This window comes from Limnohabitans sp. INBF003, from assembly GCF_055396645.1.
Genome location: NZ_AP029222.1, coordinates 3,083,394 through 3,105,179, shown reverse-complemented (window position 1 = coordinate 3,105,179; position 21,786 = coordinate 3,083,394). Strand labels below are relative to the sequence as shown.

General features: G+C 62.9%; 22 protein-coding genes. 7 read left to right on the top strand and 15 right to left on the bottom strand.

The window, feature by feature from the left end:
• The first annotated feature begins 92 nt into the window (after nt 1–92).
• From ACZ5VE_RS14535 to ACZ5VE_RS14515, 5 genes are read left to right on the top strand one after another with little or no spacing between them, the layout of a single operon-like run.
• A complete protein-coding gene (locus tag ACZ5VE_RS14535; RefSeq protein ID WP_464455825.1) occupies nt 93–1,802 on the top strand; it encodes an ABC transporter permease in 1,710 nt (569 codons plus the stop codon).
• Nucleotides 1,799–2,458, top strand: a complete 660-nt coding sequence (locus ACZ5VE_RS14530) for an ATP-binding cassette domain-containing protein (protein ID WP_464455824.1) — start codon at nt 1,799–1,801, stop codon at nt 2,456–2,458. Before ACZ5VE_RS14535 ends, ACZ5VE_RS14530 begins: the two co-directional genes overlap by 4 nt.
• Complete coding sequence (locus ACZ5VE_RS14525) at nt 2,448–3,071, top strand: CDP-alcohol phosphatidyltransferase family protein (RefSeq protein WP_464455823.1); 624 nt, start codon at nt 2,448–2,450, stop codon at nt 3,069–3,071. Before ACZ5VE_RS14530 ends, ACZ5VE_RS14525 begins: the two co-directional genes overlap by 11 nt.
• Entirely contained in the window at nt 3,068–5,230 is a 2,163-nt protein-coding gene (locus tag ACZ5VE_RS14520) for an FAD-dependent oxidoreductase (RefSeq protein WP_464455822.1), read from the top strand. Before ACZ5VE_RS14525 ends, ACZ5VE_RS14520 begins: the two co-directional genes overlap by 4 nt.
• On the top strand, nt 5,227–5,976 hold the full coding sequence (locus ACZ5VE_RS14515) for a DUF3047 domain-containing protein (protein WP_464455821.1): 750 nt from the start codon (nt 5,227–5,229) through the stop codon (nt 5,974–5,976). The genes ACZ5VE_RS14520 and ACZ5VE_RS14515 overlap by 4 nt, the downstream gene beginning before the upstream one ends.
• 67 nt (nt 5,977–6,043) lie before the next feature.
• Here ACZ5VE_RS14515 and ACZ5VE_RS14510 read toward each other — a convergent pair whose 3' ends face one another.
• The 14 genes from ACZ5VE_RS14510 to ACZ5VE_RS14445 form a co-directional block, all read right to left on the bottom strand.
• Nucleotides 6,044–6,403 (bottom strand): thioredoxin family protein, encoded by a 360-nt coding sequence (locus ACZ5VE_RS14510; protein ID WP_464455820.1) that lies wholly within the window; start codon nt 6,401–6,403, stop codon nt 6,044–6,046.
• A 14-nt stretch (nt 6,404–6,417) separates the two neighbouring features.
• Nucleotides 6,418–8,772 carry a selenide, water dikinase SelD gene (gene selD / locus ACZ5VE_RS14505; RefSeq protein WP_464455819.1) on the bottom strand — a complete coding sequence of 785 codons (2,355 nt, stop codon included), beginning with the start codon at nt 8,770–8,772 and terminating at the stop codon, nt 6,418–6,420.
• Complete coding sequence (senB, locus tag ACZ5VE_RS14500; protein WP_464455818.1) at nt 8,769–9,758, bottom strand: selenoneine biosynthesis selenosugar synthase SenB; 990 nt, start codon at nt 9,756–9,758, stop codon at nt 8,769–8,771. The genes selD and senB overlap by 4 nt, the downstream gene beginning before the upstream one ends.
• A gap of 24 nt (nt 9,759–9,782) precedes the next feature.
• Nucleotides 9,783–9,950: a hypothetical protein gene (locus ACZ5VE_RS14495; RefSeq protein WP_464455817.1), complete on the bottom strand. Its 168-nt coding sequence runs from the start codon at nt 9,948–9,950 to the stop codon at nt 9,783–9,785.
• A 10-nt stretch (nt 9,951–9,960) separates the two neighbouring features.
• A complete protein-coding gene (locus ACZ5VE_RS14490) occupies nt 9,961–11,034 on the bottom strand; it encodes a YeeE/YedE thiosulfate transporter family protein (RefSeq protein ID WP_464455816.1) in 1,074 nt (357 codons plus the stop codon).
• Nucleotides 11,035–11,050: 16 nt separating this feature from the next.
• Complete coding sequence (locus ACZ5VE_RS14485) at nt 11,051–11,995, bottom strand: sulfurtransferase (protein ID WP_464455815.1); 945 nt, start codon at nt 11,993–11,995, stop codon at nt 11,051–11,053.
• A 146-nt stretch (nt 11,996–12,141) separates the two neighbouring features.
• Nucleotides 12,142–13,362, bottom strand: a complete 1,221-nt coding sequence (locus ACZ5VE_RS14480; RefSeq protein WP_464455814.1) for an MFS transporter — start codon at nt 13,360–13,362, stop codon at nt 12,142–12,144.
• 35 nt (nt 13,363–13,397) lie between these two features.
• Nucleotides 13,398–14,306: a ribokinase gene (locus tag ACZ5VE_RS14475; RefSeq protein WP_464455813.1), complete on the bottom strand. Its 909-nt coding sequence runs from the start codon at nt 14,304–14,306 to the stop codon at nt 13,398–13,400.
• Complete coding sequence (locus ACZ5VE_RS14470; RefSeq protein WP_464455812.1) at nt 14,306–15,613, bottom strand: TRAP transporter large permease; 1,308 nt, start codon at nt 15,611–15,613, stop codon at nt 14,306–14,308. The genes ACZ5VE_RS14475 and ACZ5VE_RS14470 overlap by 1 nt, the downstream gene beginning before the upstream one ends.
• The gene (locus tag ACZ5VE_RS14465) at nt 15,610–16,089 is read right to left on the bottom strand and encodes a TRAP transporter small permease (protein ID WP_464455811.1); all 480 of its coding nucleotides are present in this window, start codon (nt 16,087–16,089) and stop codon (nt 15,610–15,612) included. Before ACZ5VE_RS14465 ends, ACZ5VE_RS14470 begins: the two co-directional genes overlap by 4 nt.
• A gap of 2 nt (nt 16,090–16,091) precedes the next feature.
• Nucleotides 16,092–17,111, bottom strand: a complete 1,020-nt coding sequence (locus ACZ5VE_RS14460; protein WP_464455810.1) for a sialic acid TRAP transporter substrate-binding protein SiaP — start codon at nt 17,109–17,111, stop codon at nt 16,092–16,094.
• A gap of 45 nt (nt 17,112–17,156) precedes the next feature.
• Nucleotides 17,157–18,089 (bottom strand): dihydrodipicolinate synthase family protein, encoded by a 933-nt coding sequence (locus ACZ5VE_RS14455; protein WP_464455809.1) that lies wholly within the window; start codon nt 18,087–18,089, stop codon nt 17,157–17,159.
• Nucleotides 18,086–18,814, bottom strand: coding sequence for a GntR family transcriptional regulator (locus ACZ5VE_RS14450; protein WP_464455808.1), 729 nt, complete (start codon nt 18,812–18,814; stop codon nt 18,086–18,088). The genes ACZ5VE_RS14455 and ACZ5VE_RS14450 overlap by 4 nt, the downstream gene beginning before the upstream one ends.
• A 9-nt stretch (nt 18,815–18,823) precedes the next feature.
• Complete coding sequence (locus ACZ5VE_RS14445) at nt 18,824–19,264, bottom strand: RbsD/FucU family protein (RefSeq protein WP_464455807.1); 441 nt, start codon at nt 19,262–19,264, stop codon at nt 18,824–18,826.
• A gap of 134 nt (nt 19,265–19,398) precedes the next feature.
• On the opposite strand from ACZ5VE_RS14445, the gene ACZ5VE_RS14440 reads away from it, so the two are divergent.
• Together ACZ5VE_RS14440 and ACZ5VE_RS14435 are read left to right on the top strand one after the other, a co-directional pair.
• Nucleotides 19,399–20,433, top strand: coding sequence for an aldo/keto reductase (locus ACZ5VE_RS14440; RefSeq protein WP_464455806.1), 1,035 nt, complete (start codon nt 19,399–19,401; stop codon nt 20,431–20,433).
• Nucleotides 20,430–21,260, top strand: a complete 831-nt coding sequence (locus ACZ5VE_RS14435; RefSeq protein WP_464455805.1) for an amidohydrolase family protein — start codon at nt 20,430–20,432, stop codon at nt 21,258–21,260. Before ACZ5VE_RS14440 ends, ACZ5VE_RS14435 begins: the two co-directional genes overlap by 4 nt.
• A 66-nt stretch (nt 21,261–21,326) precedes the next feature.
• Here ACZ5VE_RS14435 and ACZ5VE_RS14430 read toward each other — a convergent pair whose 3' ends face one another.
• On the bottom strand, nt 21,327–21,683 hold the full coding sequence (locus tag ACZ5VE_RS14430) for a hypothetical protein (RefSeq protein ID WP_464455804.1): 357 nt from the start codon (nt 21,681–21,683) through the stop codon (nt 21,327–21,329).
• Between the last annotated feature and the right edge of the window lie 103 nt (nt 21,684–21,786).

Genomic DNA, 21,786 nt, shown 5'->3' with positions numbered 1-21,786 from the left:
GCGCTTCAGCGCCAACGATGTGCGCAAAGGCTTGTCGGGTCCAAGAGCCGTGCAGCTTGCATGTCGGTGCTAAAGCCGCCGACCTACAGGCCGTGAGCTTTCTGTTGCCCTTGTTGCTGGCTGCGTTGGCTGGCCTGCCCATGGGCTGGGCGCTGTGGGCGGCTGCCTCGCAAGTCTTTGACGCGCAAGCCTGGCACGCCCTCTGGGCCGACCCGCAAACCCTGCGCGCCTGGGGCCTCACGCTCGGGACTGGCTTGGCATCGACCCTGTTGGTGTGGTGGACGGTCTCGCGTTTGCTGGCCAGTGGCTTCATCCGCCAGCAGTTGGCCCGGTGGCTGGCGCAGGTGCCCGCTTTGCTGGCCACGCCGCACGCGGCCATGGCGATTGGTTTGGTGCTGTGGCTCTCGCCCAGTGGTTGGGCTTTGCGCCTGGTGTCGCCAGGCCTGTCGGGTTTTGATGCGCCACCGCCTTGGTTGACCACACAAGACCCGTGGGGCTTGGGATTGATTTTGGCGCTGTGGCTCAAAGAAGTGCCGTTTTTGCTGTGGGTGGCCGCCACGCAACTGCAGCGTGAAGACCTGCGCCGCCGCTGGCAAGCCGAATATGCGGTGGCCCAAACTTTGGGCCGCGCACCCGCGCAAGCCTTTGCCCAAGTGGTCTTGCCGCAGCTGGCACCTCGCTTGCGCTGGCCTTTGCTGGCGGTGCTGGCTTATGGCCTCACGGTGGTGGACATGGCGCTCATCATCGGCCCGGCATCGCCGCCTACTCTGGCGGTGTTGGCATGGCAGTGGCTGAACGATGCGGATGTGGCCGTGCAGGCGCAGGGTGCGGCTGCGGCGGGGTGGCTGACGGGCACGGTGCTGCTGGCGGGCGTGCTCACTGTGATGGCGTTGCGAGTGGTCGCTGCCATGCGCAACTTCGCGAGCAGGGGCTCGCTCCCACAGAGTCAGGCGACTGATCTGGGAGGGTGGCTCCTACAAAAACCCCTGACATGGATTCTGCATTTTTGTAGGAGGCTGCCCCTGCGGCCGAATGTTGTCTGGACCACTATCATCACAAGCTACGCTGCCGTTTGGTGGGCCTTGGCGGTGGGCAGTGTGTCGGGCGTCTGGCCTTTTCCGCAGCTTTGGCCATCGCTGTGGACGGGTGATGCCTGGGCGCAAGTGATCGCCAGTGCCTCCACGGTGTGGACCACCTTGGGTTTGGCGGCGGCCTCGGCCAGTGTGTGCCTGGTCTGGTCTGTGGCTTGGCTGGAATGGGCACCGCGCCGCTGCCAACAAGTGTTGCGGCCTGTTTGGTTGCTGCCGCTGGTGCTGCCATCGGTGTTGTGGGTGGTGGGGCTGTACAGCATGGCGCTGCAGTGGCGGTTGGAGGGGCAATGGCCGGGCTTGTTGCTGGCGCATGCGGTCATGGCCCTGCCCTATGTGCTGCTGGCACTGGAGCCGGCCTATCTGGCGGTGGACTCACGCCAGGCCGCCGTGGTGGCCAGCCTGGGCCATGGCCGATGGCCTTATCTTGTGCGCATCAAATGGCCGCTGCTCAAACGGGCCATCAGCTCGGCGTGGGCGGTGGGTTTTGCGGTCAGCGTGGCGCAGTATTTGCCGACGCTCTATGTGGGGGCGGGCCGTTATGCCACCGTGACCACCGAAGCCGTCACCCTCGCGTCTGGCGCACAGCGTTCGCTCATGAGCGCTTATGCTGTTTTGCAAATGCTTTTGCCCGTGCTGGCCTTTGCTTTGGCCGCCTGGCTGGGCAGGCCCCGACAATTTGAGAAGATCGCCCCCATGAAAGCCAAGCCATGAACGCAGGACTGCATGCCGAAATCGACCGCCTGGGCAGTGCCACCCACACGCTCGTGCAAGGCCTTCGGCTGGATGTGCCTGCGGGCGAGATCCTCACGCTCATGGGGCCCAGCGGCTGCGGCAAAAGCTCGGTGCTGGCCGCCATGGCGGGCACGCTGGCCAGCGTGTCAGAAGGCTTGCAAGCTTTGCAGTTCGAAGGCTGTGTGCAATTGCACGGGCGTGAGTTGACCGGTTTGCCCACCCACCAGCGCGGCGTGGGCTTGCTGTTTCAGGACGCGCTGTTGTTCCCGCACATGACCGTCGCCGAAAACCTGCGCTTTGCCGTGCCCGGCCACTTGCCGCAGGCCGAGTGCCACAAGCGCGTGGCCCAAGCCCTGCAAGAGGCCGACTTGACCGGTTTCGGTGAGCGCGACCCGTCCACACTGTCGGGCGGGCAACGTGCCCGTGTGGCGCTCATGCGTGCCCTGCTGGCCGAGCCGCAAGCGCTGCTGCTCGACGAGCCGTTTTCCAAACTCGACGCCGCCTTGCGTGCCCAGCTGCGCCCTTGGGTGTTTGCGCATGTGCGCGAGCGGCGCATCCCGGTGGTGCTGGTCACGCACGACCGCGAAGACGTGGCCGACCCGCTGCGCGTGGTGGAGCTGAGCCATGCTGGATAAACCGCTGCAAAAAGCGCTTACCCCTGCATTGCAGGCGGTGGCGCGGCAATTGGTGCGTGTGGGTGTGCATGCCGACAGTTTGAGCTGGCTGGGTTTTGCGCTGGGCTTGCTGGCGGCGACGGCGATTGCGTTTCAGGCTTATGGCGTGGGCCTGGCACTGTTGCTCGCGTCGCGCTTGCTGGATGGGCTGGACGGCGCTGTGGCGCGTCTGACGCAGCCCACGTTTCGCGGCGGCTTTCTGGACATCACGCTGGACTTCATTTTTTACGGTGCCATCGTGCTGGGGTTTGCATTGGCCGATGCGCAGGCCAATGCCTTGCCTGCGGCGGTTTTGCTGGCGGCTTTCATCGGCACGGGCAGCAGCTTTTTGGCGTTCGCGGTCATGGCCAGTCAGGCCGGGGTGGCAGACACCGCAGCTTTGCGAAAAAGTTTCCATTACCTGGGCGGCCTGACCGAGGCCACCGAAACCCTGGCGGCCTTTGTGGCCATGTGTTGGTGGCCGCAGCACTTCGCGGCCATCGCCTATGGCTTTGCCGCTTTGTGCGGGCTGACCATCGCGGTGCGAATCCATGCCGGCTATGTCAGCTTCAAACCGCAGAAAGACACACCATGAATTTGAAAAAAGGGCTGCTGCTGTTGGCCGTGGCCTTGTTGTTGGCCGCGTTTTTTGCCTTTGATCTGGGGCGTTACCTGACGCTTGTGGAGATCAAGACCAGGCAGGCGCAGATGCTGGCGCTTTATGCGCAATCGCCCATCACGGTGCTGTTGGCTTTTGGAGCGCTGTATGTGGCCGTCACCGCTTTGTCGTTGCCGGGCGCGGTGCCGCTGACTTTGGTGGGAGGGGCCTTGTTTGGTTGGGCAATGGGCACACTGGTGGTGTCGCTGGCTTCTACTGTGGGGGCCACGCTGGCCATGCTCAGCGCCCGTTATGTGCTGCGTGATGCGGTGCAGGCGCGCTGGGGAGCCAAGCTGGAGCCTTTGCAGCGCGGTGTCGATCAAGACGGGCCTTTTTACCTGTTCACGCTGCGCCTGTTGCCCATGGTGCCGTTCTTTTTGCTGAACCTGGCCATGGGTTTGACGCGCATGAAGGTGTGGACGTATTTCTGGGTGAGTCAGTTGGGCATGCTGGCGGGCACCCTGGCCTTTGTGAATGCGGGCACGCAATTGGGGCGCATTGACAGTGTGTCGGGCATCTTGTCGCCTGCGCTGTGGGGCTCATTCGTGTTGTTGGGCGTGTTGCCTTTCATCTTTCGTTCGGCCCTGAGCTGGCGGCAAAGGCGGCAGGTCTATGCCCGCTGGGCCAGCGTGCGGCCCAAGACCTTTGACCGCAATCTGATCGTGATCGGCGGTGGGGCGGCAGGTCTGGTGTCGGCCTACATTGCCGCTGCCGTCAAAGCCAAGGTCACACTCATCGAGGCGCACAAGATGGGCGGCGACTGCCTGAACTATGGCTGCGTGCCCAGCAAGGCGCTGATCAAAAGCGCCAAGGTGGCCCACCAAATGCGCCATGCTTCCCGATACGGCCTGAGCGACGGGGTGCCCACGTTCAGCTTCAAGGCCGTCATGCAGCGCGTGCGCGATGTCATCCGTGCGATCGAGCCACACGACAGCGTTGAGCGCTACACCAGTCTGGGCGTGGAGGTGTTGCAGGGCTACGGCAAGTTGGTCAACCCGTGGACGGTCGAGGTGATGTTGAACGATGGCCAGGTACAGCGGCTGACAGCGCGGTCCATCGTGGTCGCCGCAGGTGCACGGCCCGTGGTGCCGGACCTGCCGGGGTTGGAGGATGTGTGCTACCTGACCAGCGACACGCTGTGGGACGCTTTTGCACAGCTTGACCAGATTCCCCGGCGCATTGTGGTGCTGGGCGGCGGGCCGATTGGCTGCGAGTTGTCGCAAAGCCTGGTGCGCCTGGGGGCGCAGCTCACGCAGGTCGAAATGGGCGATCGCCTCATGGCGCGCGAAGACGACGAGGTTTCGCAATGCGTGCGCGATGCGTTGGTGGCCGATGGCGTGCAGGTGCTGACGAACCACAAGGCCTTGCGTTGCGAGCGGCAGGGCGATGAAAAAACGCTGGTGCTTGAGCACCAAGGCCAAACGGTGCGCGTGCCCTTTGATTCATTGATCTGCGCTGTGGGCCGTCAAGCCCGATTGCAAGGCTATGGTCTGGAAGACATTGGCGTGCCCATACACCGCACGGTGGACACCAACGAATATTTGCAAACGCTTTACCCCAACATCTATGCTGCAGGCGATGTGGCCGGGCCTTGGCAGTTCACCCACACGGCCGCGCACCAGGCTTGGTATGCGGCCGTCAACGCCTTGTTTGGAGACTTCAAATCGTTCAAGGTGGACACACGCGTGATCCCGAGTGCGACCTTTGTGGACCCCGAGGTGGCGCGGGTGGGTCTGAACGAGCAAGAGGCGAAGGCCCAAGGCGTGGCGTACGAAGTGACGAAGTACGGCATCGACGATCTGGACCGCGCCATCGCAGACAGCGAGGCACGCGGTTGGGTCAAGGTGCTCACGGTGCCGGGCAAAGACCGCATTCTGGGCGTGACCATCGTGGGCACGCATGCGGCCGACCTGTTGGCTGAATACGTGCTGGCCATGAAGCACGGCCTGGGTTTGAACAAAATCTTGGGCACGATCCACACCTACCCCACGCTGGCAGAAGCCAACAAATACGCGGCCGGTGAGTGGAAGCGGGCACACGCGCCAGCGCGGCTGTTGGTTTGGGTGAAACGCTTTCACGATTGGCGGCGCGGATGAACCGTGTTTTCAAAATCGCTGGTGTGGCGCTGCTGTGGACCGGTGCCTTGCAGGTCCAAGCCCAGATGCTGTTGCCGTTGATCCCTGCTGAAGGCGCACAGCCGGCTGCGTCTTGGCGTGTGGTGGGTTTTCCCAAAGCCGGTGCCGATATCCCGCTCACACGGTTTGAGGTGGCCACGGTTCAAGGTGAACGCGCCATCAAGGTCAGCACGCAAGCTTCGTATGGCACGCTGGTGCATGACCTGCCGCACACGCCTGCGGGTCGCCTGCAATGGCGCTGGCGGCTGGATGTCCCCTTGTCGGGCGGCAAGGGGGCGCCCGACATCTTGAGCAAAACCGGTGACGATGCGGCGCTCAAGGTCTGTGTGATGTTTGACCACCTTCTGGAGCGCGTGCCCTTTGTCGAGCGCACCAAGCTGCGCCTGGCGCGCAGCCTGAGCGGTGAAGACTTGCCTGCCGCCACGCTGTGCTACGTGTGGGACAGCACCCACCCCGCAGGCACGCACGGGGCCAACCCGTATTCACGTCGGGTGCGCTTCATCAGCTTGCAAGGCCAAGGTGCAGCCTTGGGGCAATGGCAAAACGAGACGCGCGATGTCGCTGCTGATTTTTCAAAGCTGTTTGCCGATGAACTGCCCGCAAACACCGGCGTACCGCTCGTGCGTGCGGTGCTGGTGGGCGCAGACAGCGACAACACCGCCAGCCGCAGTGTGGGATGGGTCGCTTCGGTGCAGCACACGCCCTGATGGGCCGCCGTGGCTGCGCATCAGCAGCAAAAATTCAACGCGAATTCAAAGCTAATTTAGAGCGCATTCAACGCAAACCCAGCAGCGCTTTGACGGGCATCCACGGCGTTGCATCGGCCGCTGACAGTTGCAAATGCCCCGTTTGTGCCGATTGAACCAGGCGTTTGAGCATGTCCGGGCGGGGCTCCACCGTGCCTGCAAAACAGAATCGGCCTTGGTGGTCGAGGATCACGATGGTCGGGAAGGTCTCGATGTCGATGCCGGGCAGCGCGTCTTCGTGTTCTTCGATGTCGATCCAGTGCCAGGCATGCTCGGGGGCCTCGGCGGCCATTTGCTGGAACAAAGGCGCGTAGCTGCGGCAAATCACGCACCACTCGGCACACAGGCAAGCGATGTGCAAAGCGCGTGGGCTTGACGGATCGGTCATCGCTTGTGGTGCACTCAGAGTTTCAGCGCCACCGGCTCCAGTGCTTCGCCCTGTGCCGTGATGCGACCAATGATGGCGGTGTGCGCATAGCCTGCAGCCTGCAAGGCCTGCACACAGGCCGCCGCTTGCGCAGCGGGCACGCTGGCCAGTAAGCCACCCGCAGTTTGCGGATCAAACAGCAGTGGGTAGCGTGGGTCGTTGATGAATTCATCCGCATGGCGCAAGGCGCGGCGCAGGCGCACATTGGCCGGTTGCAAAGAACTGACGATGCCCGCCTTGATGCAATCGACCGCACCATCCAGCAGGGGCAAGGTGCTCAGTTGCAGCTCGGCGTCCACGCCCGAGGGGCGTGTCATCTCGACCAAGTGGCCGAGCAAACCAAAACCCGTCAAATCGGTGCACGCGGTGGCACCGTGTGCTTGCAAAATACGGGCACCGGTCTGGTTGGACTGCAGCATGGATTGCAGCGCGGCATCGATCCAGCGGCCTTTGGCCGCATGGCGGGCGTGCGCCGCAAACAGGGTGCCGGTGCCAATGGGTTTGGTCAGCAGCAGCACGTTGCCCGCCTGCATGCCGCCCTTGCGCATCACGCCATCCATCTTCTCGTCGATCAGCCCATTGATGGCAAAGCCCAAGGCCAGCTCGGCCCCTTCGCCGGTGTGGCCGCCCACCAGGGCGCAGCCTGCAGCGTTCAGCACCTCGATGGCCCCGCCCATCATTTGGGTCAGCAGGTCTTCCACTTTGCTCTCCAGCCCCGGTGGCACGGTCACCACGGCGGTGGCCGTTTGGGGCACTGCGCCCATGGCAAAAATGTCACCCAGCGCATGGTTGGCCGCCACTTTGCCAAACAGGTAAGGGTCATCGATGAAGGCCCTGAAAAAGTCCACCGTTTGCACCACAGCCATGCCCGGCGGCACGCGCACCACGGCGGCATCGTCGGGCGAGTGCAGGCCGATCAACACGTCGTCACGTTGCACTGGCTGCAGATGGCCCAGCGCACGTGACAAGATGTTGGCCCCCACCTTGGCACCGCAGCCACCACAGCGCATGGCGATGGCCGATATGGCTTGCAGCGATTCTTCAGCGCTCAATGCCAAGTGGGTGGTCGGGGCTTTGCCTTGGGCGCGGATGTCTTTCAACAATTGGCCCATCGACTGGATCGCGGTTCGGACATGGGCACCCGGGTGGCTGGGGTCCATCGCCGGCAAATCGGTGAAGCGGCGCATGAAGTTGCGGTCAATCCGGTCTTTCCAGTGCCAGACCCAATCGCCTGCAAAGCCCAAGGCCCCGCGAGAGGCCACGGCGTAGCGGTTGCCCGTTGAAATCAAGGCCAGCCAATGGCGCTGTGGCTTGTAAGTCACCAAGGCTTGGCCGCGCAAACTGCGGCGCAAATTCTCGGCGAGGGGTTTGCCCATGCGCACAGCAAACACACCGGCTTTTTCCAGAGGGCGGTCCACAAAAGAGGCGATGTCGCCGGCTGCAAACACCAGTGGGTCGTTGACCGTTTGCAGGTGTGCGTTGACCTGGATGAAGCCTTGCGCGTCCAGCGCCAGCCCCGTGCCTTGCAACCACTCGGGCCCACCGGCTTGCGTGACCCACAGGGTTTCGTCGGCGTCCAATGTGCGTCCGTTTCGGGTGTGCAGGCAGCCGGGCGAGACTTGCACCACCTCTGCTTGGGTGTGCACTTCGATGTTGCGATCACTCAGCACCTTGGCAAAGCGCGCACGCACCCCCGGGTTGTGGGTGGGCAAGATCGTGTCATCGGAGGTCAGTAGCACAAACTTCAGGTCTTCCGGGTTGCGTCCTAGGGCCTTGAGTTCGTTGCGCAAGCGGTATTGCATCGACAGCAGCAATTCCACACCACCTGCACCACCGCCCACCACGGCAACCGTCATGCGGCCTCGGTGCGAAGGCCATTGCCGCGCTTTGTCCAACAAGGCCAGCCAGCGCTGGTTGAACTGGGCAATCGGCTTGACGGGCACGGCCAGGCTGGACGCCCCTTCGACGTGCTTCATCTGTGGGGTGGAGCCGATGTTGATCGACAGCACGTCATAAGCCACCGCAGGGCGGTTGCGGCAAATGACTTGTTTGTTTTGTCGGTCAATGCTGACCACTGCATCGTGGTACAGCCGCGCACCGGCAAAGGCGCACAGGCGGCCCAGATCAATGTGCACTTCGTCAAAGCTGTAGTGACCCGAAATGTAGCCCGGCAGCATGCCCGAATAAGGGGTGTCGATGTCGGTGCAGATCACGGTGATGCGCACGCCGGGTTCGGGCTTCATGGCGAACATGCGCAGCACGCCCACATGGCTGTGGCCGCCGCCGACCAGCACCAGGTCGCGCAGCACAGGTTGATTGGATGATTTCATGAGGGTGTCCAGAGGTCTTGCACCCAGCGGTGCAAGGCAGCGCGTTCGGCCTGCGGTTCAAACAAGGGCGTGCGCCATGCGCACTGACGGCCCAAGTGTGCCATCAGGCTGTTCTGATTTTGATCAGCACGGCAGCGCAGCAGCAAATTGGCCAGGCCTTGTGCATCTCCGGATTCAAAAAGCCCGGCGTAATCCTCGCCCAACAGCCCCAGGTTGCCATCGATGCGCGAGGCCAACACGGGCGTGCCGCTGCACATCGCTTCCATCAGCACATGCGCACCGCCTTCCAGCCGGCTGGTGTGCACCAGCAGGTGGGCGCGCTGGATGCGCTGCAAGGTTTGCTGGTGCGACACCCCACCCAGCCAGCGGTAATGCGGGCATTGCGCCTGGGTGGCCAGTGCCGCCTGCCCCAAGGCCGGGTCCAACGCTGCGCCAATGTGGTCCACCAGGATGCCGCAGTCCGGGGCCAGCAGACGTGCTGCTGCCATCAGGGTGAGCGGGTCTTTTTCTTCGCGCAAATGGCCCACCATCACAACGCGCAGATGGCGGGTGGTTTTGGGCAAGGTCTGGCGCGTGTCGGTGGAGGGGTAAATCACCCGCGTTTTGGTGTGGTGCTGGGGTGGCAAGGCCTTGGCGCCAAGCCCTTGCAGCACCACCAGTGACTTGGCCAGCGCCAAAGACCCTTGGGCTTGCGGGTCGTGTGCAATGTCGCGGTACAAATCGGTGCCGGTCAGCGCCAGCCCGAGTCCGCGCTGGCCATGCTGCGCGTGCCAGGCTTGCACAGAATCGGCCGAGCGCCGGGCGTGCAGGGCCAGCATCACCTCGTCTTGTCTGGCCAGAGCATGGGCGTCTTCATCGGGCCATTGCCGCACGATGCGCACGTTGTGTGAGGCCAGCAAGTGTTGCCAGCGGCGTGCCGTTTGCCAGTTGCCGTTGTTGGCGTCGGCCAAGGCGGGGCTGAGGATGACCACACGGCGTTTTTGCATGGGCGGGGTGTCGGTGTTGGGGACTTACTTCGCCATCGAACAATGCCCGCCACTCGTGGCCTGACCCGAGCCGGCCGCAATCAGCGGCGGTTCGTTGCGCAAATCCACCGGATTGGACGACTTGAAGTCCCAGACCAGAAAGACCGCCAAGCTCAGCCAGAAGACCGCTTGCATTTTGTGTGTGTGGTTCATGCGGCCTCCTTCAGAACTGGTAATGGCGGCGCACGCGCACACCGATCAGCGTGCCCGCAAAAGCCAATGGCACCCAGATCCAGCCGTGCAGACTGCCGGTGGAGATGCCGCTGAGCATGGCGCCGATGTTGCAGCCAAAGGCCAGGCGCGAGCTGTAACCCATGACGAAACCGGCCACCAGGCCGATCACCCATTGCTGCGTGTTCAGGGGCTTGCTGTCGGCAGGTGCTTTGGCCGACACCCACAGCGCGCCGCCCAGGATGCCGATGTTGGTGATGGTGGTCACGTCCATCAGCACGGTTTGCGTCAGGCGCTGCGCGTTGCCCGCCTGGCCCCAGAAGCCGTTGCCCGTCGGGTCAAACCAGCCCAGCGCCACCGCGCCTTTGGCGGCCCATAGGCCAAAGCCATAGACCACGCCCCAGGGCTGTCCGGCCAGCAGCAGGTTGATCGTGGCCAGCACGGCCAGCACCACGGCGCCCACGATCCAGCGCTTGTTGAACCAGGTTTGGCCCGCGCCCACCCACAGGCGCACAGCCACCAGCACGGCGGCCAGCAGCGCCAGCGTCAGGCCCAAGGCCCCGGAGGTGCCCAGTTGCTCACTCAGGCTCACGGGCTCCATCTGGCCCAGTGACAACCAGCTGTCAAGATGCACCGAGCCCAGAAAACTGCCCAACGCAAACAGCGGCAGGATGCCCATGTTGAGCGGCACGCCCAGCCCCGCTTTGTACAGCGTGCCCGAGCCGCAGCCGTCGGCAATTTGCATGGTCAGCCCAAACACGAAAGCACCCACCAACAGGCTCACGCTGGGCGGGCCCAAGGCGGCGTGCAGTTCAGAAAACTGGCCCAGCAGCGGCAGCGCCGCCAGGCTGGCCAAGGCCAGCAGCAGCACCTGGCCGGTCACGCCTTGCGGGTTGCGCTGTTCGATGAGCTGTCGCCAGCCGGTGGTGAAACCAAAGCGGGCACCGGCCAAAGCCGCGCCCATGCCCACGCCCACCAGCAGCAACACCGATTGGCGTACCGAGACTTCGAGGATCAGGAAGATGAAAAAAGCGGCCAGGATGGCCGCTAAAGGGAGTCGTTTCATAAGCCTTATTGGACCATCATTTGCTGAAGGTTTTGGCACCCCAGGCCTTGGCGTCTTGCAGCAGCTGGGTGGTGCGGCCAGGCACGTTGGCCATGGGCAGACCGTTCGGGTCTTGCGACCATTCGACCATGGAGCCCGCGTAGAGCTTCACGTTTTTCTGGCCCAGCACTTCGGACATGGCAAACCAGTTGGTGGCCGCCCAATGGCCGGTGTTGCAGAACGACACGGTTTCCTTGGCCGGATCGATCGGGCTGGCGGCAGCGATTTTCTTGGCTTGGTCTGCGGGCACAAAGGTCGAGCTGCCGGGTGCAAACCATTTGTCGTGTTGCAGGTTCACGGCACCGTCCATGGTGCCGGCCACTTTGGCGGCGGGGGCTTTGGTTTCGCCGTTGAAGAAGGCGGCGGGGCGGGCGTCGATCAGGGTGGCATCGCCGGTCTTGACGCGCTGGATCAGCTCTTCTTTGGTGGCGACCTGGCTGTTGTCCAGCTTGGGCTGGAAGTTGCTGGCGGCGACTTTGACGGCGTCGGTGTTTTGCGTCAGACCGGCCTCGCTCCAGGCTTTCAGGCCGCCGTTGAGCACGGACAATTCTTTCAGGCCCAACACCTTGAGCGTCCAGTACACACGGGCAGTGGCACCGAAGTCGGTGGCGTCAGCGCCGCTCGACACCACCACCGCGTGGGTGGCGGGCGTCAGGCCCAGGCTTTGCACCAGCGCCGTCAGTTTGGGCAACTCAGGCAGTTCGCCCGGGTTGTGCGCGGGGCCGCGCCAGCTGCCGTAAGGGGCATTGACCGCACCGGCAATGTGGCCCGTGGCATAGGCTTTGGCGTCGCGGATGTCGATCACGCGCACCTGAGGGTTGTTCAGTTTGGCTTGCAGCTCAGCAGGGTTTAGCAAGGGTTGTGCGGCCGAGGCGGCAGCGGTGAGGGCTAGGCCCAAAATCAAGGTGGAGAGTTTTTTCATGGGGTGTTCCCGTGTGGGCATTTCAAGATGGATCGATTGTGACCAATCGTCTCAGACATGTTAACGATTATTTAATTGTTTTGATATGCGGTACGGGCATAAGCGTGACTGGGCCGAACACGCACTGGCTCTGCCAAGGCGGCGGGTCAATGGCGGGTTTTCAGCGCCTGACTCTGGGCTCGCCACAGCGCCGCGGTGCCCAGCACGCTGGCCGCCAGCAACCACCACAGTGCCAGGGTGTAGCCATGCTGGGGTGACCAGAGCAGGCCAAGCGTGAGGGGCGCTGCAGCCCGGGCCAGCGCAATCGGCACGCCCAGCAAGCCATTGAGCTGCCCCACATGGGTGCGGCTGACGTATTGCGCCATGGCCGTGCCTTTGACGATGGTGTTCATGCCATTGCCCAAACCATAAAGCACCACAAACACCAGCGAGGCGACGGGGTTCAAACCGCCGACCAGCAACACCAGCACCCCCACCGGGATCAAGGTCGGAATCCAGCGGTTGGCGGCGTGCACATCCCAATACCGCTCGAACACAAACAGCAGCAGTCGGCCCACCACCTGGATCACGCCAATCGCGGCCGGGATGGCGATGACCCAGACAGGCGAGAGGCCCGACTCCTGCAAAAGCGCAATCATGTGCGCGGGCAGCGCAGAAGTGACCGACATCATGAGCACCATGAACAGGGCCAGCAACCAAAACGGTGCTTGGCGGAGGTGTTCGCGCACCGACAAAAGGTGGCGTTTGGGCTCACCTGTCGGCTGTGCGGCATGGCTTGGGCTGCGTGGCGCACCGTACAGCAGCCAGCCGTGCAAGGGGGCGCACACCAGCAGCTGCAAAGCCGCTAGCGCCCAAAGCGCATGGCGCCAACCCCACAGGTCCATCCACCAGGCGAACAGGGGAATGAACACCGTGCTGGCCAGCCCGCCCAAAAAGGTGAGGGTGATGATGGCGCGGCGAAAGTCTTGCGGAAAGCGGCGCGTGACCACCGCAAAGGCCGGGGTGTAGAGCGTGGCCGCCAAGCCCAAACCGAGCCAAATCCAGACAGCATAAAAACCGATGACCGAGTTCACAAAGCTGTGGGCCAGCAAGCCCATGCCGATCCAGACCGAACCCAGTGTCATCACCATGCGTTCGTGCCCGGCGTCGATCCAGCGCCCCACCAAATAGGCCATCAGGCCCTCGGCGAGCAAAGCCAGGCTGAACGCCAGCGAGGATTCAGCACGGGTCATGCCCAGCTCGGCTTCGAGCGGGGTCATGAGCAATGAGAAGGTGTAAAAAACGCTGCCCCAGGTGATGAGCTGGGGCAAGGAGAGCCAGAAACTGAAATGTCCTAAGGCCAGTGTGGGGTGGCGAAAAAAACGCATTCCCCATTATCGTGACACCAGCGCGCCCCGCGTATTCATTCAACCAGAAGTCTGGACTGAACTTGTTCGCGCGTGGGCATGGCCGTCACGGCGCCGTGTGCCTGGGTGGACAGGGCTGCTGCGGCGTTGGCCCAGCGCAGGGCTTCGGGCCAGGGGGTTTGCCGGGCCAGGGCGGCGGCCAGTGTGCCGGTGAAGGTGTCTCCGGCGCCGATGGTGTCCACCACTTGCATGGCGTGACCGGGCACGCGCAAGGGGGCGGTGTCCGGCAAAAACAAAGCACAACCGCGTTCACCCAGCGTCACCACCACGGCGCCTACGCCGCGCTGCAAGAGCTGGTGGGCGGCCGTGTCGATGTCTGTCGCATCGGCCAGCATCAGCAACTCGCCTTCGTTGGGCGTGAGCACATCCACCAAAGGCCACAGGGCATCGGGCAAGGGCATGGCGGGTGCCGGGTTCAACAGCGTCAACACGCCGTGGGCGCGGGCGGTTTCAAAGGCGGTTTGGGTGGCCGCCACAGGCACTTCACACGAGGCCATCACCACACGCGCATGGGCCAGCAGGTCCGAGGCCGCTTGCACATGCGAGGCGTTCAGGCCTGCCCCGGCGCCAGGGTACACAGCAATCGAGTTGTCCCCGTCTGCATACACCAGGATCAGCGCCGTGCCGTTCGACTCGCCTTTGCCGCGCACCACATGCTGGCTGTCAATGCCTTCGCGGGCCCACAGGTCCAGGCCCATCTGCCCGAAATCGTCACCGCCAATGCGAGCGATCAGGCCGACCTGCGCGCCCTGGCGTGCAGCGGCAATGGCGGCGTTGCTGCCTTTGCCACCGGGCAGGCGCTCAAAACCCTGCGCCATCTGGGTCTGGCCACGTTCAAGCGGCTGGGGGATGTGGGCAATCAGGTCCACATTCCAGCTGGCCACACAGACCACATCGGCGGTCATCAGCTCGCTCCCGGGGTGCCGTAACCCATGGTTTGCGGCAGCCACAACACGATTTCAGGGAAGATGGTCATGGCCACCAGCAGGCCCAGCAGCATGACCAAAAACAGCCAGCCCTCGCGCATCATGTCGCCAATCGGGATGCCGGTGAGCGCCTTGGTCACGAACAGCAGCATGCCAAAAGGCGGGTGGATCAGGCCGATCATCATGTTCAGCACCACCAGCACACCAAAGTGCACCAGGTCCACGCCCAGCAGCTTGGCCGCAGGCAGCAGCATGGGCACGAACACCAGCAGCAGCACCGACACATCCAAAAAGCAGCCCAAAATCAAAAACAAGGCATTGACCATGAACAGAAACTGCAGGCGGCTCAGGTGCAGGTTGTCCACCCAGGCCGCCATGGCCTGCGGCACGCCTTCAGCCGTAAAGGCGTAGTTCAGCATGAACGAACCCGCCAGGATGATGGTGATCACCGCACTCGAGCGGGTCGATTCGAGCACCACGCCCCAAAAAGCCTTCCAGCTCAGGGCGCGGAACACGAAGGCCGCCAGAATGAGCGCATGCAAGGCCGCCACAGCAGCCGCTTCGGTCGGGGTGAAAGCCCCCGAATAAATGCCACCCAGCAAAACGATGGGCATTGACAGAGGCAAAGCGCCACGGAACATGATGGCTGGCCATTCCTTGAGTGGGATGGGGTCTTCACGCGGCATATTGCGTTTGCGCGCGATGTAGTGCACCACGCCCATCATGAGGATGGTCATGCACACACCGGGCATGACACCGCCCAAAAACAGTGCCCCCACAGAAGCGCCCGAGACCAACGCATAAATCACCATCGGGATCGACGGCGGAATGATCGGCCCCAGCGTGGCGCTGGCCACCACCACTGCACCGGCAAAACCGGGGGTGTACTCGGGTTTTTTGAGCATTTGCTTGATGGTGACCAGGCCAGGTCCTGCGGCATCGGCAATGGCGCTGCCGCTCATGCCCGAGAAGATCACGCTCACCAGAATGTCCACCTGCGCCAGGCCGCCGCGCATGCGACCCACCAGGATGCGGCAAAAGTCAAAAATGCGTTCACTCACCGTGCCCGCGTTCATGATGTTGGCCGCGAACACAAACAGCGGCACCGCCAGCAGCACATAGCTGTTGTACAGGCCGTTGCTCACCTGCTCGGCCACCAGCCCCAGGTCTTGTCCTTTGACCAGCAAATAAGCCACACCGGCCATGAGCATTGAAAAACCGATCGGCATGCGCAACAACATGCCGATCACCACCACGCCCACCAGGGCCCACAAAGCCAAAGTCATGTTGGAAGTCCCTGGGCTTCAAGGCCCTGTCCTTTGATGGCTTGCCAGATGCCCCAGGCACTGCGCACCACCAACGCCACCAGCAGCAGCACAAACGGTAAAAACACCCACTGGAACGAGATGTCCAGCACCGGCGACGATTCACGCGCCATGAAGTGCACATAGTCCCAGCTGGCCGGAATGGCCACCAGGGCCAGGCCGCCGATCATCAGGTTGCCCACGATGCGCAGGACGCGGCGTGTGCCGGTGCCCACGCTGTTCCACAGCAGGTCAAACACCACCTGTTCGCGCTCGGGCACCATGAAGGCCGCAGCCCACAAGATGGCCCAGAGGTACAGGATCACGGCCAGCTCGTCGGTCCAGGCCATGGGTTTGTTGAAGCCGAAACGGGCCGTGATCTGCACCAGAAAAGTCAGGAACAGGCAGAGGAAGATGACGCCGCCGAGCGTGTCGGCGGTTTTTTTGAGCCAGCGCATGTTCAGCGGGTGTTGTTGATGCGCTCAAGCATGCCGGCGGGCCAGACCTTGGCGTAGTCCGACTTGGCATAGGTGTCCTGCACCGACTTGCGGAAGGCGTCCAGATCGGGCGTGGTCACCTGCAGGCCTTGCTGCTTGAAGAAGTCCACGATCTGGCCCTCCTCCTTGATGCGGTTCTCGTTGTTGTACTGGGCGGCGGCTTGCGCTGCGGCCTTGACGTTTTGCTTTTGCGCAGGCGTCAGGGCGTTCCAGGTCTTGTTCGAGATGGCAATGAAGATGCCGTCCACCAGGTGGTTGGTCAGCACCAGTTGCTTGGTCACTTCATAAAACTTGGCCGCGCGCACGGTGGGCAGCGGGTTGTCCTGGCCGTCGATGGTGCCGGTTTTCAGGCCCAGATAGACCTCGCCAAAAGCCAGCGGTGTGGCCGTGGCACCCAGGGCTTCACCTAGGAACAACCACTCTTTGGTGCCGGGCATGCGCAGCTTGATGCCTTTGAGGTCGGCAGGCGTCTTCACGGGGCGTGCTTCGCGCAGGTTGACCTGACGGGTGCCCAGGTAAGCGGTGGAGAGTACCGTCACATCCATTTTTTCAGACACGGACTTGAACAGGGCTTCGCCGATGGGGCCGTTGAACACTTTTTGCTGGTGGGCCGGATCGCGCACCACATAACCGGCAGTGAAGATCGAGAACTCGGGCACCAGTTTGGCCATGTCAAAGGCCGAAATCGCCGACAGCTCCAGGTTGCCACGGGCCATGGCGGCGGGCTCGGTGCCTTGCTTGAACAACGCGGCGTTCAGGTTGATCTGGGTGTCAAACTGGTTGGGCGAGGATTTGTCGAGCGCGTCCTTGAACACCGTCCACATCTTGGCGTGCCAGTCGTCGGGCACGGCCGGGGTCGAGATACGCATCGGGATTTTTGTTTGGGCCAAGGCCTGCGTGCTCACGCCGAGCATGCTGCCAATGGCCAGCGCCGAAACGCTGGCGGCCAACAGGCCGCGACGCAGGGTGGATGTGTTTTTCATGCTTGTCTCCTGAAGTGGTGGGTGAAAGGAATGTGATGAAACGCTTTATTCGCGCGTGGTGTCAATGCTGAACTGCTGCACCTGTTGGGCAAAGGCCGCATGGGCTTCGGGTGTCATGGCCACCAGCGGGGCGCGCACGCGCAACCAGCTGGGGTCATTGTGCAGTGTGGCCATCACGCTTTTGAGGGCAGGCATCAGCGAATGGGGTTTGAGCAAGTCCAGCATGGTTTGCACACGCTGCGCATCACGGGCCGTGCCGTGGGCGGTGGATTCCAGCACCATGCGGTGCACGATGCGCGGTATGAAGTTGGCCAGGCCGCTGATGGCGCCTGTACTGCCCAGCGGCCCCATGGTGGGCAGATCGGGTTCAAAACCCACATACACCGTCAGCGGCGGCATGAAGGCTTTGGCCAGTGCCACCGAATGGGCCTGGTCGCAGCTGCTGTCCTTGATGCCCGCGATGATGTCGGGGTAGCGCTTGAGCAATTCAGCGATCACGCCGTGTGACAGGTTCACCCCGATCACTTGCGGGATGTGGTACAGGTACAAACGCCAATCTTTGCAGTTCACGCCCTCAATGATCTGGACATAGCCGTTCAGGATGCCCTCGTCGCTGACGCCTTTGAAAAAGAACGGTGGCAGCACCAGACAGCCATGTACGCCCAGATCGACGGCATGGCGGGTCAGCTCCAGCGTTTCCGTGATGGCAGCACAACTGGTGGAAACCATGATGCGCTCAGCGGGTATGCCGTTGGCGATCAGTTTCTCGACAGCTTGTTTGCGTTCTTGCAAGGAGAATGAGGGGCCTTCGCCTGTCGTTCCAAAGATGGTGACGCCGCCGCAACCCGCTTGGATCAGTGACAAGGCATGTGCCGCCAGTTTGGGGTGGTCTATGTTCAGCTGGGCATCGAGCGGCGTGAGCATGGCCGGCCAGATGCCTTGAAAGCCGTTGCGGCTGTTGGTGAGCGAGGGGGTCAAGTGAGCTCCGTGAGTGTTGTGGATGAAATGTCGATGGAGACGGGTGTACTTAGAACCCGGCGGTCTTGGCCCAACACCCTTTGGTGTGCACTGTGAATGTGAAAGGCCACGTGCTCCGCCACGGCTTGCACATCGCGGGCTTTCAGGGCCGTAATCAGGTTCAGGTGTTCCTGCATGGCGGGCAGCAAGACTTCGGCCGACAACGTGGAGCGCTCCAAGTGAATCAGACGCACCCGCAAGCTGTTGATGCGGTAGGTCTGGGAGATCAGCTCATTGCCCAGGGTGTCGATCATCAGGTCATGCAGCCCCCAGTCCACCGAAGTGGCTTCGGTCAGCAGCTCGTCGGTGATCGGGCCTTGCTCGGCGCGTTGCACGATGTCCAAGTGGGCTTGCTCAATGTTGGCCAAATCGGCATCGCTGACCGCCTGCACGAAATGCAGCGCCGCTTCGCGCTCCAGCATGGCGCGCAGCTGAAAGGCGTTGTGGATCAGCTTGAGGTCCACATGCGCAATCTGCAGGCCGCGTTGCGGTACGGTGCGCAGCAGGCCTTCGGCCTCCAGACGTGGGATCAGCTCGCGCACCGCACCCAGCGGCATGTCCAGCAGCTGCATCAATTCCCGTTGCGAGACGAATTGCCCGGGGCGCACATTGGCCCGCAGGATTTGTTGGCGAAAATTTTCGTAGGCGCGAGCACGCAGCGACTGGCTGGAATTGGTGGCGTTCATGTTCGCTGCTCAGTCGGTGGAGATGACACCCTTGCGCAGCAAGAGGTTGGCGTATTTGCGCAAATCGCCGGTTTGCACCACCAGTCTGGCTGTGCTGGCTTGCGTGTAAAAAGCAAACCGTTCCAAGGTGTCAGGTTCGGCTTCACCTTGTGCCTTCAGCATTTGCCTGAACTCGGTTACCGGCACCGGCACTGTCTGTGTATCGCCCACGACTTCCATGGTCCAAGCGCAGGCACTGTTAAAGGTGTCCAGTGGCAACACGCTCAGTACGGCTTGCAGCACCTCGGTGGTGTTGAGGCCGGGTAAATGCACCAGCATGGCACCCGCTTGTTGCGCCACTCGGTCGGCCGGAAAGTTGGCATCGACCAAGGCCACTTCGTCGCCATGGCCCAGTTTGGCCAAGCCAAAAAGCAATTGTGGCGTCAGGATCGGGGAAATATTTTTCAACATGACTGACTAACATGTTAGTTATGATTCGCTCGATTCATACCGGTGATTACCCTTGTTGTGCGGCATTTGCGACAGCACTGGTCACGGGGTGCTGCGCTCCGTAACATGCAAGGCATGTCTTGCTGGAAATTTTTATGATCCCTGCTTTTTTGCCATGCACCGACGGTTCCCGTTTGGGATTGGGCGGCGCGCCGCTGGGCAATCTGTTTGAGGCCATGGACGATGCGCAGGCCCGTGCCGTGGTCGATGCTGCCTGGGCTGACGGCTGCCGCAGCTTTGACACTGCGCCGCACTACGGCCATGGTCTGTCCGAGCGGCGTCTGGGCGACGCCTTGCGCGGTCACCCGCGCAGCAGCTTGCGGCTGTCGAGCAAAGTGGGGCGTTTGCTCACCCCGCAGGCCCAGGTGCCGCATGAACAGCACAGCTATGTGAACACCTTGCCTTTTGTGCAGCACTGGAACCTGTCGGCCAGCGGCGTGCGCCGCAGTGTGGAAGACAGCCTGCAGCGCCTGGGTCTGGCCCAGCTTGATGCGGTCTACATCCACGACATCGACGCTGGCACGCACGGCGCCCAGGCCGACGCCGTGTTGCGTCAGGTGCTGGAAGAGACCTTGCCCGAGCTGGCACGGCTCAAAGCCCAAGGCCTGCTCAGCCACATTGGCCTCGGCGTGAACGACCACCAGATCGTCGAGCAGGTGCTGCGCCACGCCGATCTGGATGTGCTCATGCTGGCGGGCCGCTACACCTTGCTCGATCAATCCGCCTTGCCCACGCTCATGCCGCAGTTGCTCAGGCGGCGCGTGGCGCTGGCGCTGGGCGGGGTGTTCAACTCCGGCATCCTGGCCACGCGCGTGGCGGCAGATCGCCCGCTGAGCTTCAACTACGCCCCGGCCGCACAGGCCTGGGTGGACAAAGCTCTGGGCATGCAGGCGGTGTGCGACCAGCACGGCGTGAGCCTGCCCGCTGCCGCCTTGCAGTTCGCCCTGGCCCACCCGGCCACGCAGATCGTCATGCTGGGCGTGCGCAGTGCCGACCAGTGGCAAGCGGCCCGGCAAGCCCAGCGTGAAGTGATTCCGGCCGATTTCTGGCAGCAGCTGCGCCACGAAGGCTGGATGCCTGCCGAAGCGCCAACACCAGGAGAAGCACCAACAACGGGAGCACTGGCATGATCGACGCCCATTTCCACTGCTGGCAACTGGCGCGGGCCGACTATGGCTGGCTCACGCCCGAGCTGGCCCCCATTTACCGCGATGTGTCCGTGGCCGACTGGCAGCGCCAAGCCCGGGCCCGGGGCGTGACCGGTGGCCTGCTGGTGCAAGCGGCACCTACGAAGCAGGAGACACAATTTTTGTTGCAGCAAGCGCAGGACAACCCCGCCGTGCTGGGCGTGGTCGGCTGGATCGACATGCTGGCCCCGGACGCCGTGCAGCAGGTGGCGCGTTGCGCCGAGCAGCCCTTGCTCAAAGGCCTGCGGCCCATGCTGCAAGACCTGGGTTACCCTGACTGGATCTTGCAGCCCGCCATCCAGCCCGTGCTGTCGGCCATGGCCCGCAGCGCTCTGGTGTTCGATGCCCTGATCACACCGGTGCACCTGCCGCGCATCCTGGCGCTCACCCAGGCCCACCCCGATTTGACCGTGGTGGTGGACCATGGGGCCAAACCCGTCATCCACGCAACGGCCATGGGCCCCTGGCGCGAGGCGATGACGCAACTGGCCCGCCAGACAGATCCGGCCAAAGTGGTGTGCAAATTGTCGGGTTTGTGGACCGAGGCCCCGGCGGGTCAACCTGTGGATGTGGCTCGCCCCTGGTGCGAGGCCCTGCTGAACATCTGGGGTCCTGAGCGCTTGCTGTGGGGCAGTGATTGGCCCGTGCTGGAGTTGGCTGGATCGTATGCCGAATGGCGTGAACTGTCTCTGGATGTGCTGGCCAGATTGCCAGCGCAAAAACAAAATGCGGTGCTGGGCGACAACGCCCGGCGAATTTACAGCCTTTGATCGGGCGAAATATCGGGCATCAGGGGCACGCGCTGTTGATGGGGTTTGTGGGTTGGACCGGCGGCCTCAACGTGCCGGGTAAACCAGTTGCCAGCCTTCAGGGCAGTAAGACGTGTTCGGATAAAACTGTCCGACTGAGCTGCAAAAGTAGCTGCTGCCAGCGGGCTGAGGCGGCGGCATGTACGTGACGGCAGGCGTTACGTAAGTCACCTGTGGTGGTGCGTAGCTGGGCTGGTTGGCCGCTGCGCTGATGGCTGCGCCTGCAATGCCCAAGACGATCAGTGGACCCAGCCAGTCCGAAGAGCGGTGTTGGTGGCCCGTGTATTGGCGCTGCTGGTAGCCGCGTGGGCCATCTGCCAATGCAGGGGTGCTGAGGGCAGCAGCGGAGAGTGCAATGACCAAAGTGCCGAGAATTTTCTTCATGGGGAGCCTCAGGGTAGACCGTGTTCACCCATAACGTGATGGCCTGCAAGACGTTGACAGCCTTGGGTGATGGGCTTCGCTCAGTTGTAAGCAGCTGTGACGG